11 protein-coding genes are annotated in these 16,321 nt (G+C 59.8%); 8 read left to right on the plus strand and 3 right to left on the minus strand.

The window, feature by feature from the left end; genetic code table 11:
- Window positions 1–67 precede the first annotated feature (67 nt).
- Window positions 68–913, minus strand: a complete 846-nt coding sequence (gene araC, locus DTA24_RS23845) for an arabinose operon transcriptional regulator AraC (protein WP_004204301.1) — start codon at window positions 911–913, stop codon at window positions 68–70.
- Window positions 914–1,249: 336 nt separating this feature from the next.
- On the opposite strand from araC, the gene araB reads away from it, so the two are divergent.
- From araB to rluA, 6 genes are all read left to right on the plus strand, one after another.
- A complete protein-coding gene (araB, locus tag DTA24_RS23850; RefSeq protein WP_123837083.1) occupies window positions 1,250–2,959 on the plus strand; it encodes a ribulokinase in 1,710 nt (569 codons plus the stop codon).
- A 10-nt stretch (window positions 2,960–2,969) separates the two neighbouring features.
- A complete protein-coding gene (araA, locus tag DTA24_RS23855; RefSeq protein ID WP_008807461.1) occupies window positions 2,970–4,472 on the plus strand; it encodes an L-arabinose isomerase in 1,503 nt (500 codons plus the stop codon).
- A 137-nt stretch (window positions 4,473–4,609) separates the two neighbouring features.
- Entirely contained in the window at window positions 4,610–5,305 is a 696-nt protein-coding gene (gene araD / locus DTA24_RS23860) for an L-ribulose-5-phosphate 4-epimerase (protein ID WP_012968949.1), read from the plus strand.
- A gap of 104 nt (window positions 5,306–5,409) precedes the next feature.
- Window positions 5,410–7,767, plus strand: coding sequence for a DNA polymerase II (polB, locus tag DTA24_RS23865; RefSeq protein ID WP_110209657.1), 2,358 nt, complete (start codon window positions 5,410–5,412; stop codon window positions 7,765–7,767).
- A 186-nt stretch (window positions 7,768–7,953) separates the two neighbouring features.
- Window positions 7,954–10,860 (plus strand): RNA polymerase-associated protein RapA, encoded by a 2,907-nt coding sequence (gene rapA / locus DTA24_RS23875; RefSeq protein WP_016160286.1) that lies wholly within the window; start codon window positions 7,954–7,956, stop codon window positions 10,858–10,860.
- 12 nt (window positions 10,861–10,872) lie between these two features.
- Window positions 10,873–11,532 carry a bifunctional tRNA pseudouridine(32) synthase/23S rRNA pseudouridine(746) synthase RluA gene (gene rluA / locus DTA24_RS23880; protein ID WP_008807465.1) on the plus strand — a complete coding sequence of 220 codons (660 nt, stop codon included), beginning with the start codon at window positions 10,873–10,875 and terminating at the stop codon, window positions 11,530–11,532.
- 42 nt (window positions 11,533–11,574) lie between these two features.
- Here rluA and citX read toward each other — a convergent pair whose 3' ends face one another.
- Both citX and DTA24_RS23895 read right to left on the minus strand, forming a co-directional pair.
- Window positions 11,575–12,114: a citrate lyase holo-[acyl-carrier protein] synthase gene (gene citX, locus DTA24_RS23885; RefSeq protein ID WP_008807466.1), complete on the minus strand. Its 540-nt coding sequence runs from the start codon at window positions 12,112–12,114 to the stop codon at window positions 11,575–11,577.
- A 179-nt stretch (window positions 12,115–12,293) separates the two neighbouring features.
- Window positions 12,294–13,658, minus strand: a complete 1,365-nt coding sequence (locus tag DTA24_RS23895; RefSeq protein WP_008807467.1) for a 2-hydroxycarboxylate transporter family protein — start codon at window positions 13,656–13,658, stop codon at window positions 12,294–12,296.
- 323 nt (window positions 13,659–13,981) lie between these two features.
- Between DTA24_RS23895 and DTA24_RS23900 the strand changes: the two genes are divergently transcribed.
- Window positions 13,982–15,607, plus strand: a complete 1,626-nt coding sequence (locus tag DTA24_RS23900; RefSeq protein WP_117137964.1) for a sensor histidine kinase — start codon at window positions 13,982–13,984, stop codon at window positions 15,605–15,607.
- Window positions 15,597–16,295: a response regulator gene (locus DTA24_RS23905; RefSeq protein ID WP_008807469.1), complete on the plus strand. Its 699-nt coding sequence runs from the start codon at window positions 15,597–15,599 to the stop codon at window positions 16,293–16,295. The genes DTA24_RS23900 and DTA24_RS23905 overlap by 11 nt, the downstream gene beginning before the upstream one ends.
- Window positions 16,296–16,321 lie beyond the last annotated feature (26 nt).

Below are 16,321 nucleotides of genomic sequence, written 5' to 3' on the forward strand. Positions count from 1 at the left end.
ACCAATTGTCTTAATAGTTTACTGGCTGTGATATTTAAGCGGGTCATCATTTCACTTTCTTTACTTTTTATTCACATCCTGCACGGAATTCGCTCGGGCTGGCGCCGGTGCATTTTTTAAATACGCGCGAAAAATAGAGCTGATCTTCAAAGCCAACGTTGCGCCCGACGGTGGCGATCGGCATCCGTGTCGTGCTCAGCAGCAGTTTGGCCTGGCTGATGCGCTGATCTTCCCGCCAGCCGAGCACGCTGATCCCCAACTGCTGGCGGAACAGGTGCGACAGACGCGAGGGCGACAGGCAGACGTGCTGGGCGACGCTGGCAATATCAAAATGGCTGTCCGCCAGATGGTCGCTGATGTACTGGCAGGCGTCGCGCACCCGGTTATCCAGCGGCGGATGCAGCGATTCGTTGATCGCCTCCATGCGCCGCAGCAGCAGCTGTTCCAGCAGATTTATTGCCAGCAGTTCGGAATAGCGCCCCGCCCCCTGCCCGGCATCGACGATCTGGCCGAACAGTTCGCCAAAGCGCGCCTGCCACTGTTCATCCGGACGGAAAAAGCCGGTCTGGGCGAAGATCGTCGGCCAGTTGAGCCACTCGTGCCAGTAGGCGCGTGGCCGGAAGTAGACCCACTGGTGATACCACTCGCTGGCGTCGGGATGGCGGCCGTAGTGATGGATTTCCCCTGGCGGGAACAGCAGCATATCACCCGGCCGGCAGACGAACTGCTCGCCGTGGTTGTTGATAACACCCTCGCCGCGGATCGTCAGGTTGAGAATATAGCCTTTCATGCCCAGCGGGCGGTCGATAAAGAAATCCAGGTATCCCTGCGCCTCAATCGGCGTGAGGCCGGTGACCAGATGAGCGTTAAAAGAGTAGCCCGGCAGCAGCGGATCGTTTTGCGTTTCGGCCATACGCGTGGTTCTCCCCGAAGGTATTAGTGACACCAATTGTCCATATTCATCATTTTATCGCTCTCGGCCCTGTCGCGACTGCGACGGCGGTGGGAATTTCGCTAAAAAGCCGCACGGTAAGCGAAAAAGCGCCAGCAGCGTGCATTCCACCGTGATATACCGGGTAACAAAAGTGTCTATAAATACGGCAGGAAAGTCCACATCGAATATTTGCACGGCGTCACACTTTGCGAGGTGACAGCAAAATAATCCATAAGATTAGCGAATCCGGCCTGACGGATTTTGCCGGGGATATCTACTGTTGCTGCATGAATGATTTCTGCATGGAGTAACAAGATGGCAATTGCGATTGGCCTCGACTTTGGTAGTGACTCAGTCCGCGCCCTGGCGGTGGAATGCGCGTCCGGCGCAGAGCTGGCGGCAAGCGTAGAGTGGTATCCGCGCTGGCGCGAAGGACAGTATTGCGATGGGGCTAACAACCGGTTCCGCCACCACCCGCGAGATTATATCGAGTCCATGGAAGCGGCGCTGAAAAGCGTGCTCGCTTCGCTGAGCGCCGAACAGCGCGCCGACGTCGTGGGCATTGGCGTTGACAGCACCGGCTCAACCCCGGCTCCCGTTGATGCCGAGGGCAGCGTGCTGGCGCTGCGCGAAGAATTTGCTGACAACCCTAACGCCATGTTTGTCCTGTGGAAGGATCACACCGCGGTCGAGGAAGCCGAGGCGATCACCCGCCTGTGTCACCAGCCGGGCAAAGAGGATTACTCGCGCTATATCGGTGGTATCTACTCCAGCGAATGGTTCTGGGCCAAAATCCTTCACGTCACCCGCGAAGATAGCGCCGTCGCCCAGGCTGCCGCCTCGTGGGTAGAGCTTTGCGACTGGGTACCCGCCCTGCTCTCCGGCACCACCCGTCCGCAGGATCTGCGCCGCGGCCGCTGCAGCGCCGGACATAAATCGCTGTGGCACGAAAGCTGGGGCGGTCTGCCGCCGGCCAGCTTCTTCGATGAGCTTGATCCCATCATTAATCAGCATCTGGCCTGGCCGCTGTTCACCGATACCTGGACGGCCGATGTGCCGGTCGGCACGCTGAGCGCAGAGTGGGCCCAGCGTCTGGGTCTGTCGCAGACCGTGGCCATCTCCGGCGGCGCCTTCGACTGCCATATGGGCGCCGTTGGCGCCGGGGCGCAACCTAACGCGCTGGTGAAAGTCATCGGCACCTCCACCTGCGACATCCTGATTGCCGATAAAGAGAGCGTCGGCGAGCGCACGGTAAAAGGTATCTGCGGGCAGGTTGACGGCAGCGTGGTTCCGCACTTTATCGGCATGGAGGCAGGCCAGTCCGCCTTCGGCGATATTTACGCCTGGTTTGGCCGCATTCTCGGCTGGCCGCTGGAACAACTGGCTCAGCAGCAGCCGGCGTTGCGCGAGCAAATCAAAGCCAGCCAAAAACAGTTACTGCCGGCGCTCACCGAAGCCTGGGCCAATAATCCGTCCCTCGATCACCTGCCGGTGGTGCTCGACTGGTTCAACGGCCGCCGCACGCCGAATGCCAACCAGCGTCTGAAAGGGGTGATCACCGATCTTAACCTGGCGACCGACGCGCCGGCGCTGTTCGGTGGCCTCATCGCCGCCACCGCCTTTGGCGCCCGCGCCATTATGGAGTGCTTCACCGAGCAGGGGATCCCGGTTAACAACGTGATGGCCCTCGGCGGTATCGCACGGAAAAACCAGGTCATCATGCAGGCCTGCTGCGATGTGCTGAACCGCCCGCTGCAGATTGTCGCCTCCGATCAGTGCTGTGCGCTGGGGGCGGCTATCTTCGCCGCCGTCGCCGCCGGCGTCTATGACGATATTCCCGCCGCCCAGCAGTGGATGGCAAGCCAGGTGGAAACCACCCTGCAGCCACGCCCGGCGCAGGCGCAACGTTTCGAACAACTCTATCAGCGCTACCAGCAGTGGTCGGTCAGCGCTGAACAACACTATCTCCCTTCGGCTGCAAAGGCGGAAAAAGCCTCGCAATCTCAGGCAGCGCTCACCCATTAAGGATACGAAAATGACGATTTTTGATAACTATGAAGTATGGTTCGTTATTGGCAGCCAACATCTGTACGGCCCGGAAGCCCTGCGCCAGGTGACGAAGCATGCCGAACATGTGGTGAACAGCCTGAATGCGGAAGCCAAACTGCCGTGCAAACTGGTCCTTAAGCCGCTGGGCACCACCCCGGACGAGATCACCCATATCTGCCGCGACGCCAACTACGATGACAAATGCGCCGGGTTAGTGGTCTGGTTGCATACCTTCTCGCCGGCAAAAATGTGGATCAACGGCCTGACCATCCTCAATAAGCCGCTGCTGCAGTTCCATACGCAATACAATGCCGCGCTGCCGTGGGACAGCATCGATATGGACTTTATGAACCTGAACCAGACCGCGCACGGCGGCCGCGAGTTCGGTTTCATCGGCGCCCGTATGCGCCAGCAACACAGCGTGGTCACCGGCCACTGGCAGGATAAAGAAGCCCACCAGCGCATCGGCGGCTGGATGCGCCAGGCGGTCTCCAAACAGGATACTCGCCATCTGAAAGTGTGCCGTTTCGGCGATAACATGCGCGAAGTGGCGGTGACCGACGGCGATAAAGTCGCGGCGCAGATCAAGTTTGGCTTCTCAGTGAACACCTGGGCGGTCGGCGATCTGGTGCAGGTGGTCAACAGCATCAGCGACGGCGATATCAGCGCGCTGGTCGATGAATATGAAAGCAGCTACCGTCTGACCCCGGCGGCGCAGGTTCACGGCGAGAAGCGCCAGAACGTGCTGGACGCCGCGCGCATTGAGCTGGGGATGAAACGCTTTCTCGAGCAGGGCGGGTTCCACGCCTTTACCACCACCTTTGAAGATCTCCACGGCCTGAAACAGCTTCCGGGTCTCGCCGTGCAGCGCCTGATGCAGCAGGGCTACGGCTTTGCCGGTGAAGGCGACTGGAAAACCGCCGCTCTGCTTCGCATCATGAAGGTGATGTCAACCGGTCTGCAGGGCGGCACCTCCTTTATGGAGGATTACACCTACCACTTCGACAACGGCAACGATCTGGTGCTCGGTTCGCATATGCTGGAAGTGTGCCCGACGATCGCTACCGCCGAGAAACCGATCCTCGACGTCCAGCCGCTGGGTATCGGCGGCAAAGCGGATCCGGCGCGTTTGATCTTCAATACCCAGACCGGCCCGGCGATTGTCGCCAGCCTGATCGATCTGGGAGATCGCTTCCGTCTGCTGGTCAATACCATTGAAACCGTCCCGACGCCGCACGATCTGCCGAAGCTGCCGGTGGCCAACGCCCTGTGGAAAGCGCAGCCGGATCTGCGTACCGCTTCGGAAGCCTGGATCATCGCCGGTGGCGCGCACCATACCGTCTTCAGCCATGCGCTGAACCTCGACGATATGCGCCAGTTCGCCGAGCTGCACAATATCGAGCTGACGGTCATCGACAACGATACCCGTCTGCCGTCCTTCAAGGACGCGCTGCGCTGGAATGAAGTGTATTATGGTTCAAAACGCTAAGAGGCCGTCCCCTCACCCTTTCCCTCTCCCCGTTGGGGAGAGGATACCGACAGGGCGCCATGCCGCCTTTCTCCCTCTCCCGCCGGGAGAGGGTCGGGGTGAGGGATACCCGACTCGCCTGCTATTCGGAGCACACTATGTTAGAAGATCTTAAACGCCAGGTTCTGGAAGCCAACTTAGCGCTGCCGCAGCATAATCTGGTGACCTTAACCTGGGGCAACGTCAGCGCCGTCGACCGCGACCAGGGCGTTCTGGTTATCAAACCCTCCGGCGTGGATTACCGCGTGATGACCGCCGACGATATGGTGGTCGTCAGTCTGGAGACTGGCGAGGTGGTGGAAGGCAACAAGAAGCCCTCGTCGGATACCCCTACTCATCGCCTGCTGTATCAGGCCTTCCCGACGCTGGGCGGTATTGTGCATACCCATTCGCGCCACGCCACCATCTGGGCGCAGGCCGGGCAATCCATTCCAGCGACCGGCACCACCCACGCTGACTATTTCTATGGCCCGGTTCCCTGCACCCGGTTGATGACCGATGCGGAGATCAACGGCGAATATGAGTGGGAAACCGGCAACGTGATTGTCGAAACTTTCCGTCAGCAGGGAATCGACCCGGCGCAGATGCCCGGCGTGCTGGTGCATTCCCACGGCCCGTTTGCCTGGGGTAAGAATGCCGAAGACGCGGTGCATAACGCCATCGTGCTGGAAGAGATCGCCTATATGGGTATCTTCTGCCGCCAGCTGGCGCCGCAGCTGCCGGATATGCAGCAGACGCTGCTCGATAAGCACTATCTGCGTAAGCACGGGGCCAAAGCCTACTACGGCCAATAATCACCCTGCTCGCCACCTTAGCGCCGAATACCTGTATAAAACCCCAGCATCCATCATGAAACCAGGCTATAATCAAGCCTGGTTTTTTATCGGCGAGAATACCCGTGACCCAGCCACGAGCAGGTTTTCTACTCACCCGTCACTGGCGGGACACCCCGCAGGGCAGCGAGCTCTCCTTCTGGCTGGCCACCGACGACGGCCCGCTGCAGGTCACACTCCCGCCGCAGGAGTCCGTTGCCTTTATCCCCGAAGCGCAGCAGGAGCAGGCTGAACGGCTGCTGCAGGGGGAGAAAGGCTTCCGCTTCGCTCCGCTGGCCCTGAGAGATTTCCACCGTCAGCCGGTTGTCGGCCTTTACTGTCGCGCCCATCGTCAATTGATGCGTCTGGAGAAGATGCTCCGCGACAGCGGCGTCACCGTCTACGAGGGTGATATCCGTCCGCCGGAGCGCTACCTGATGGAGCGCTTTATCACCGCCCCGGTGTGGGTAGAAGGCGAAACGCGCGGCTCACAGCTGGTCAACGCGCGCATGAAACCGAACCCTGACTATCGCCCGCCGCTGAAATGGGTGTCGCTGGATATCGAAACCAGCCGCCACGGCGAGCTGTACTGCATCGGTCTGGAAGGCTGCGGCCAGCGGGTGGTCTACATGCTGGGCCCCGAACCGGAAACGCCGCCAGACGTCGACTTCGAGCTGGTCTTCATCGCCAGCCGTCCCCTGCTGCTGGAAAAGCTCAACGCCTGGTTTGCCGAACACGACCCTGACGTGCTGATCGGCTGGAACGTGGTGCAGTTCGATCTGCGGGTCCTGCAAAAGCACGCCGAGCGCTATCGTATCCCGCTGCGTCTCGGCCGCGGCAACAGCGAGCTGGAGTGGCGTGAGCACGGTTTTAAGAACGGCGTCTTTTTCGCCCAGGCCAACGGGCGGCTAATTATCGACGGCATCGACGCGCTAAAATCCGCGTTCTGGAACTTCTCCTCCTTTTCACTGGAGGCCGTGGCCCGCGAACTGCTGGGTGAAGGTAAAGCCATTGACAACCCGTGGGATCGGATGGACGAGATCGATCGCCGCTTCCATGAAGACAAACCGGCGCTGGCGATCTATAACCTGCAGGATTGCGAGCTGGTCACGCGGATCTTCCACAAAACGGAGATCATGCCGTTTCTGCTCGAACGGGCGACGGTTAACGGTCTGCCCGCCGATCGCCACGGCGGATCGGTGGCCGCCTTCAGCCATCTCTATTTCCCACGCATGCACCGCCTGGGCTACGTGGCGCCGAACCTCGGCGACGTCCCCCCGCAGGCCAGCCCCGGCGGCTACGTGATGGACTCCCGCCCCGGTCTGTATGACTCGGTGCTGGTGCTGGACTACAAAAGCCTGTATCCGTCGATTATTCGTACCTTTCTAATCGATCCGGTCGGCCTGGTGGAAGGCCTGGCGCAGCCCGATGATCAGCACAGCATCGAGGGCTTCCTTGGCGCCCGCTTTTCGCGCGACAAACACTGCCTGCCCGGCATTGTCAGCCAGATCTGGCACGGCCGCGATGAAGCCAAACGCCAGCATAATAAGCCGCTCTCCCAGGCGCTGAAGATTATCATGAACGCCTTCTACGGCGTGCTGGGCACCAGCGCCTGCCGCTTCTTCGACCCGCGTCTCGCCTCGTCGATTACCATGCGCGGTCACGCGATCATGCGCCAGACCAAAGCGCTAATTGAAGCCAAAGGCTACGACGTTATCTACGGCGATACCGATTCCACCTTCGTCTGGCTGAAACGCCCGCATAGCGAAGCACAGGCAGCGGAGATCGGCCGCGAGCTGGTCAGCGACGTCAATGCCTGGTGGGCGCAGGAGCTTGGTAAAAGCCAGCTGACCAGCGCCCTGGAGCTGGAGTATGAAACCCACTTCTGCCGCTTTTTAATGCCGACGATCCGCGGCGCCGATACCGGCAGCAAGAAGCGCTATGCCGGGATGATTCAGGAGGGCGATGCCCAGCGCATGGTGTTCAAGGGGCTGGAGACGGTACGCACCGACTGGACGCCGCTAGCCCAGCAGTTTCAACAGGAGTTATACCTGCGCATCTTCCGCAACCAGCCGTATCAGGATTATGTGCGGGAGACTATCGCCAGGCTGATGAATGGCGAACTCGACGAGCAGCTGGTTTATCGCAAGCGCCTGCGCCGACCGCTGGCCGAGTATCAACGTAACGTGCCGCCGCACGTGCGCGCCGCGAGGCTGGCGGATGAACACAACGTGAAGCTTGGGCGGGCGCAGCAGTATCAGCAGCGCGGCACCATCAAATACGTCTGGACCACCAGCGGCCCGGAGCCGGTGGATTACCAGCAGTCGCCGCTCGATTACGATCACTATTTAACAAAGCAGTTGCAGCCGGTGGCGGAAGGGATCCTGCCCTTCGTCAACGATGACTTTGCTACAATAGTGACAGGACAGCTGGGGCTATTTTAATTTTTTCTCACTCATTCCGCAGGCACAAAAGCCGAAAAATGAAGGGTGCGGAGGAGGTGACGAACGTTCCTCCATCCAGTAATATAGCGCCCTTTCCATTCCTGGCCCCAATTTTGACGCATCTCCGATTATTCATGGAGATGATCAACTATTGCCTGCAATTAAAGAACAAAGAGCCGAACACATATGCCTTTTACACTTGGTCAACGCTGGATTAGCGACACAGAGAGCGAACTAGGATTAGGGACGGTGGTAGCGCTGGATGCGCGCATGGTCACTCTCCTTTTCCCCGCCATCGGCGAAAACCGTCTGTACTCTCGCAACGATTCCCCGATCACCCGCGTGATGTTTAACCCGGGCGACACCATTACCAGCCATGAAGGCTGGCAGCTCCACGTTGACAAAGTGAATGAAGAGAACGGGCTGCTGTCCTACACCGGTACTCGCCTGGACACCCAGGAAGCGAACGTGACTCTGCGTGAAGTGCTGCTCGACAGCAAACTGGTGTTCAGCAAGCCGCAGGACCGCCTGTTTGCCGGTCAAATTGACCGTATGGACCGCTTTGCCCTGCGCTACCGTGCGCGTAAGTTCCAGAGCGAGCAGTACCGCATGCCGTGGAGCGGCCTGCGCGGCCAGCGCACCAGCCTGATCCCGCATCAGCTGAACATCGCCCATGACGTGGGCCGTCGTCACGCGCCGCGCGTCCTGCTGGCCGATGAAGTGGGCTTAGGTAAAACCATTGAAGCCGGGATGATCCTGCACCAGCAGCTGCTCTCCGGCGCCGCCGAGCGCGTGCTGATTGTGGTCCCGGAAACCCTCCAGCACCAGTGGCTGGTGGAAATGCTACGCCGTTTCAACCTGCGTTTCTCGCTGTTCGACGACGAACGTTACGCCGAAGCGCAGCACGATGCCTACAACCCGTTCGAAACCGAACAGCTGGTGATCTGCTCTTTAGACTTCGTGCGCCGCAGCAAACAGCGCCTGGAGCATCTGTGCGACGCCGAATGGGACCTGATGGTGGTCGACGAAGCGCACCACCTGGTGTGGAGTGAAGAGGCGCCGAGCCGTGAATATCAGGCCATTGAACAGCTGGCCGAGCGCGTGCCGGGCATCCTGCTGCTGACCGCGACGCCGGAACAGTTGGGGATGGAGAGCCACTTTGCGCGCCTGCGTCTGCTGGATCCAAACCGCTTCCACGATTTTGCCCAGTTTGTTGAAGAACAACAAAACTACCGCCCGGTCGCCGATGCCGTCGCCCTGCTGCTGGCGGGCAACACGCTGAGCGATAGCGAACTCAATACCCTTGGCGATCTGATCGGCGAGCAGGATATCGAGCCGCTGCTGCAGGCTGCCAACAGCGATCGCGAAGACGCTCAGGCCGCGCGCCAGGAGCTGGTCTCGATGCTGATGGACCGCCACGGCACCAGCCGCGTGCTGTTCCGGAACACCCGTAACGGCGTGAAAGGCTTCCCGAAACGCGAGCTGCACACCATTCGTCTGCCGCTGCCGACCCAGTACCAGACGGCCATCAAGGTCTCTGGCATCATGGGCGCCCGCAAAACCGCGGAAGAGCGCGCGCGCGACATGCTCTATCCGGAGCAGATCTATCAGGAATTTGAAGGCGATACCGGCACCTGGTGGAACTTCGACCCGCGCGTCGAGTGGCTGATGGGCTACCTGACCAGCCATCGCTCGCAGAAGGTCCTGGTGATTTGCGCCAAAGCCGCCACCGCGCTACAGCTGGAGCAGGTGCTGCGCGAGCGCGAAGGCATCCGCGCCGCGGTGTTCCATGAAGGGATGTCGATTATCGAACGCGACCGCGCCGCGGCGTGGTTTGCCGAAGAAGACACCGGCGCGCAGGTGTTGCTGTGCTCCGAAATCGGCTCCGAAGGACGTAACTTCCAGTTCGCCAGCAACCTGGTGATGTTCGACCTGCCATTTAACCCGGATCTGCTGGAGCAGCGTATCGGCCGTCTCGACCGTATCGGTCAGGCACACGATATCCAGATCCACGTTCCATACCTGGAAAAGACCGCGCAGTCGGTGCTGGTGCGCTGGTATCACGAAGGGCTCGACGCCTTCGAACATACCTGCCCGACCGGCCGTACCGTCTACGACAGCGTCCATGATGAACTGATCAACTATCTTGCGGCGCCAGAATCCACCGATGGCTTTGACGATCTGATCAAATCCTGCCGCCAACAGCATGACGCCCTGAAGGCGCAGCTGGAGCAGGGCCGCGACCGTCTGCTGGAGATCCACTCCAACGGCGGCGAGAAAGCGCAGGCGCTGGCGGAGAGCATCGAAGAGCAGGATGACGACACCAGTCTGATCGCCTTCTCGATGAACCTGTTCGATATCGTCGGCATCAACCAGGACGACCGCGGTGAAAACCTGATCGTCCTCACCCCGTCCGACCATATGCTGGTCCCGGATTTCCCGGGCCTGCCGGAAGACGGCTGCACCATCACCTTCGAGCGTGACGTGGCGCTGTCGCGTGAAGATGCGCAGTTCATCACCTGGGAACATCCGCTGATCCGCAACGGTCTGGATCTGATCCTCTCCGGCGATACCGGCAGCAGCACCATTTCCCTGCTGAAGAATAAGGCGCTGCCGGTCGGCACCCTGCTGCTGGAGCTGATCTACGTCGTCGAAGCGCAGGCGCCGAAGCAGCTGCAGCTTAACCGCTTCCTGCCGGCGACCCCGGTTCGCCTGCTGCTGGATAAAAACGGCAACAACCTCGCCGGCCAGGTGGAATTTGAAAGCTTCAACCGCCAGCTGAGCGCGGTCAACCGCCACACCGGCAGCAAACTGGTCAACGCGGTGCAGCAGGACGTTCACGCCATTCTGCAACAGGGCGAAGCGCAGATCGCCAAAGCGGCGCAGGGGCTGATCGACGCAGCGCGTAACGAAGCCGATGAAAAGCTGACGGCGGAACTGTCGCGTCTCGAAGCGCTGAAGGCGGTGAACCCGAACATCCGTGACGACGAACTGGCGGCCATCGAAAGCAATCGCCAGCAGGTGCTGGAGGCGTTAGGACAGGCCGGATGGCGTCTGGACGCGCTGCGTCTGATCGTCGTTACTCACCAGTAACGGAACGCGAAAATGGCGATGGAAAACTACAATCCGCCGCAGGATCCCTGGCTGGTGATCCTGTATCAGGATGAGCACATCATGGTGGTCAACAAGCCGAGCGGCTTGTTGTCCGTACCCGGTCGTCTTGAGGAGCATAAAGACAGCGTGATGACGCGCATTCAGCGCGACTTCCCGCAGGCCGAATCGGTGCATCGCCTTGATATGGCCACCAGCGGCGTGATTGTGGTGGCGCTGAATAAGGCCGCAGAGCGTGAGCTGAAACGTCAGTTCCGCGAGCGCGAGCCGAAAAAACAGTACGTCGCCCGCGTCTGGGGCCATCCGCAGCCGGCGGAAGGTCTGGTGGATTTACCGCTGATTTGCGACTGGCCGAACCGGCCAAAGCAGAAGGTGTGCTACGAAACCGGCAAAGCGGCGCAAACCGAGTATGAGGTGCTGGAGTACGCGGAGGACAACACCGCCCGCGTGCGCCTGAAGCCGATTACCGGGCGCTCGCATCAGCTGCGCGTGCATATGCTGGCGCTGGGGCATCCGATCCTTGGCGACCGCTTTTATGCCACGCCGGAGGCGCTGGCGATGGCCCCGCGTCTGCTGCTGCACGCCGAGACGCTCACCATCACCCACCCTGCCTACGGCAACGCGATGACCTTTCGCGCGCCGGTCGATTTTTAGGATGTCCCCGGTAGCGCCTTGCCGCCGGGGAATACTGACCCGTTAGTCGCGGGCAAACCACGCATCAATCATCTGCTCAACGCGCGCCACGACGAGATCGGTGTCGTGGCGACGGCTGCGCGCGCAGGCGTGCGCCGGCTCATCACACAGCAGACAGCGGCGCTGCGACTCACCCAGCGACTGACGTCCCACCTGCCCGTTCTGTGGACAGATCACATCGATATCCCACAGGCGTCCCAGCGGATGGCTCTGCTCCAGCGTGCTGCACATCGCTTTGATTTCGCTGGCCGGGTGCGCCACGCACCACAGCGCTTCGGGCCCGGTCGGCAACCACAGCACCTGACGATCCAGCGCTTGCCAGCGGTGCTTCCACAGCAGCTGGTCGCAGGCCTGGAGGGCAACGCCCATCATGTTGCGATAGCGAATGCTGTCTTTCACCGCCCCCGGGGTCACCAGGGTCAGGGAAATAACAGGCTGCTGATAATGGGCCAGCCAGTCAGCCTGGCGGGCTGCACGCTGCTCTTTCGCCGCCAGCAATGCATCGATGCTGACGCCCGCCTGGGCGGGAGTATCCACTGACATTAATTCCTCTCCTACATATGATAAATGCGACAGCGCCTGGGCTGTCATGATGATGGATGCGATAGCCGATCGCGCGCTGATTGTAACGCTAAATGCGGAGCATTTAGGATACAGAACGCAGATATTTTCTGCGTTCTGTAGCGGAAAATGGCAGATTTATCGCTTAGCGCAGCGTTTAATCACGCCAGATAGTGGCTGAGGAACAGCAGTCCCAGCGAGACATTTATCGCCCCGCCGATGCGGGTAGCGATCTGCGCGAACGGCATCAGGCTCATGCGGTTACCGGCGGTCAGGATCGCCACATCGCCGGTGCCGCCCTGCCCGCTCTGGCAACAGGAGACAATCGCCACATCGATCGGGTGCATCCCTATTTTTTTACCCACAAAGAACCCGGTCGCCACCAGCGCCGAGACGGTACTGACAATCACCAGCAGGTTGGTCAGCGTGAAGGCGTTTACCAGTTCCTGCCACGGGGTGATCGCCACGCCGACGGCAAAGAGGATCGGGTAAGTCACCGCGGTGCGGAAGAATTTATACACCATCTGCGATCCCTCCTGCAGGCGTGGAGAAACCACGTTAGCCAGCTTTAACAGCACCGCGAGGAACAGCATGCCCACCGGCGCCGGCAGGCCAATCAGTTTGTGGCCAAGCATCCCCATCATATACAGCAGCACCGCCAGCAGCGCGCCGGAGGCCAGGGTCCCGACGTCGGTTTTGCCGCTCACGCCTTCGCTCTCGCCGAGGCTACGGGTTTCATTGCTGCGGTTCGGCATCAGTTGCCCTTCACCGGTGAGATGCGGGGAGCGCTTGCCGAGCTGGTTGAGGCAGCCGGAGATAACGATCGCCGTCAGACTGCCGAGCATCACCATCGGCAATATCCGGCCCAGCGCCACGCCCTGCTCCATATGCATCAGCGCGGCGTAACCCATTGACAGCGGGATCGCCCCTTCCCCCACGCCACCGGCCATGATCGGCAGCACGATAAAGAAGAACACCTGGAACGGCTCCATGCCCAGCAGCGTGCCGACGCCGATGCCCACCAGCATGCCAACCACTTCGCCGCACAGCATCGGGAAGAAGATCTTCAGAAAGCCCTGAATCAGCGTGGTACGGTTCATACTCATGATGCTGCCGACGATGATGCAGCAGATGTAGAGATAGAGGATATTGGTGGATTTATAGAATTTGGTGGTGGATTCCACAACCACATCCGGCAGCAGACCGTAATGGACCAGCGCGGAAGGAATAAAAGTGGCGCAGATCGCCGCCGCGCCGAGTTTTCCCAGCACCGGCAGGCGCTTACCAAACTCGCCGCAGGCGAAGCCAAAGAAAGCCAGGGTGGCCACCATCACCACGATATCGCTCGGCAGTTTACCGCCAAGGCAGTCGAGGGCAATCAGCCCCCCGGCCAGCAAAAACAGCGGCAGCGGGACGATCCCTACCTTCCAGTTATCCATGATGTGCCACCAGCGCTGCTTCAGCGTGGTTTTCGGCGTATTGATCGGTTCAAGGGTTGCAGAGAATGCATTGTCTGTGGTGCTCATAAATTCAGCCCTGTCGTTATTATTCATTTTCAGCGTAAAGGGACAGCGGCGTCGTTAATGTGAAGCTCCCCAGATTAAAAAAGAAGTTTTAATGGTCACTATGGTTTTTATGGTTTCTATTCACGGAACCGCTAAGGGGTGATATATCTCTGATTTATTATTGTGGTTTTTATGGTTTTTATTCTCCCTGACGCGTTATTTCCACTGAGTCCCCCGCCGACAGCCAGCGCCTGCGCAGGCGATCACAACTTCTTCTTAACATTTACGTCACGTGACAGAAAAATGATAGAGTGCCGGTATGGTGAATACGCAGTACGGGACCTATGAAGCTCTCTTTTCAATATAAGCTGTTTATTTCGCTGGTCGCCTTTTTCTCGGTCCTCTTTATAGCGCTGGGCATTTATTATTATTTTGACGCCAGCCGCCAGCTGTATCAGGAGATGAGTGGCCGGGCCAAAATTCAGGCTGAAGAGATAGCCCTGATGCCAAATTTGCGTCAGCAGGTCAGCCAGCACGATCCGCAGGCGATCCGGGCGTTTATGCAGCAAATCGCCGCCCATAGCGACGCCAGTTTTATCGTCATCGGCGATCGGCAGGGCGTGCATCTGTTTCACTCCGTCCATCCGGAGTGGGTTGGTACGCGGCTGGTCGGCGGCGACAATCAGGCGGTGCTGGAGGGGCACTCCATCACCACCATTCGCAAAGGCGGCCTCGGCGTCTCGCTGCGCAGCAAAACGCCCATCGTCGATGACGAGGGGCAGGTGATCGGCATTGTCTCCGTTGGCTACCTCACCAGCTATCTCGACAGCATCACGCTGACCAAAGTGATCAATATTTTTATCGCCGCCATCCTGCTGCTCATCGCCCTGTTTATCTTCTCCTGGTACTTTACCCGCAGCATCAAGAAGCAGATTTTTTCGCTCGAGCCGCGGGAGATAGGCCTGCTGGTACGTCAGCAAAAGGCAATGATGGAGTCGATCTTTGAAGGGGTGATCGTCATCGATCACCAGCGGCGCATTGAGGTGATTAACCATGCCGCCCGCAGCCTGCTGGGGCTCAGCCAGCCTGCCCGTCAGCTGCGCGGCCAGTCAATCGACAGCGTCATTTCGCCGCAGCCGTTTTTCGCCAGCGGCGACATGCTCGAGCATGACACTCATGACGAGCTGTGCCGCTTCAACCAGCTGACCGTGCTCGCCAGCCGGGTGCGCATTATGCTGGAGAATACGCTGCAGGGCTGGGTGATCACCTTCCGCGACCGCAACGAAATCAATGCCCTCACCGCCCAGCTCAGCCAGGTGAAGCGCTATGTCGACAACCTGCGCATCATGCGCCACGAACAGCTCAACCGGATGACCACCCTCTCCGGTCTGCTGCATATGGGTCACTATGACGAAGCGATCCGCTATATTCAGGCCCAGTCGGAGCATGCCCAGGAGCTGCTGGACTTCATCTCCTCGCACTTCCACTCGCCGACGCTGTGCGGCCTGCTGTTGGGCAAAGCGACCCGCGCCCGCGAAAAAGGCGTGGTCCTGAGCTTCGACCCGGCCTGTCGTATCGATCGTCCGCTGCCGTCGTTAAAGGAATCCGAACTGATCTCCATCATCGGCAACCTGCTGGATAACGCCATCGAAGCCACGCAGCGCGCCGAGCTGCCGCACGAGCCGGTGGAAGTGCTGATTCAGCTCAACGCCCGGGAACTGATCATCGAAGTGGCTGACCGCGGCGTCGGCATTCGTCCCGATATTCGCGACCGCATTTTTGAACGCGGCGTGACCACCAAAACCCGTGGCGATCACGGCATTGGTTTGTATCTTATTGAACATTATGTCACTCAGGCGGGCGGCACCATCGAAGTCGCCGACAACGCGCCGCGGGGAACCATCTTCACCCTGTTTATCCCGGCCGACGCCCCCGCCTGTCCGCAAACGGAGGCCCACAATGCATCATGACCTGGTCGATGTGCTGATCATTGAAGATGAGAGCGAGCTGGCGCGCCTGCACGCCGAGCTTGTGCAAAAACACCCGCGACTGCGGCTGGCAGGCATGGCGGCCTCCCTCGCTCAGGCGCGGCAGTTGCTCCACGCCAGTCCGCCGCAGCTGGTGCTGCTGGATAACTATTTACCGGACGGCAAAGGCGTCACGCTGATGACCGACCCGGTGCTGGCAACCACCCATTGCTCAGTGATCTTTATCACCGCCGCCAGCGATATGGAAACCTGCAGCCTGGCCATCCGCAACGGCGCCTTCGACTATATCCTTAAGCCCGTCTCCTGGAAGCGGCTGAGCCAGTCGCTTGAGCGCTTTATCCAGTTTTACGATCAGCAGCGGGAATGGAAAATCGTCGATCAGCAGAACGTCGATTCTCTCTACCAACTGCAGGCGAAGAACTTCCGCGTGGATAGCGGCAGTAAGGGCATTGAAGAGAAGACGCTGGCGCTGGTGCAGGGATTGTTTAGCGGCCGGGAAGCACACTGTTTTTCCGTCGATGAGGTGGTCAGCGCCGCCGGGCTCAGCAAAACCACCGCCCGGCGCTATCTGGAACACGGTGTCGAGACCGGCTTTCTGGAAGTGGAGATGCTGTATGGAAAAATCGGCCATCCGCGGCGGCTGTACCGACGCGCACAGCCTAAAAACTAAAACCCCTCGCCGGACGGGAGGGGCGG

The organism is Klebsiella sp. P1CD1 (assembly GCF_003790505.1).
Taxonomy (GTDB): Bacteria; Pseudomonadota; Gammaproteobacteria; order Enterobacterales; family Enterobacteriaceae; genus Klebsiella; species Klebsiella variicola.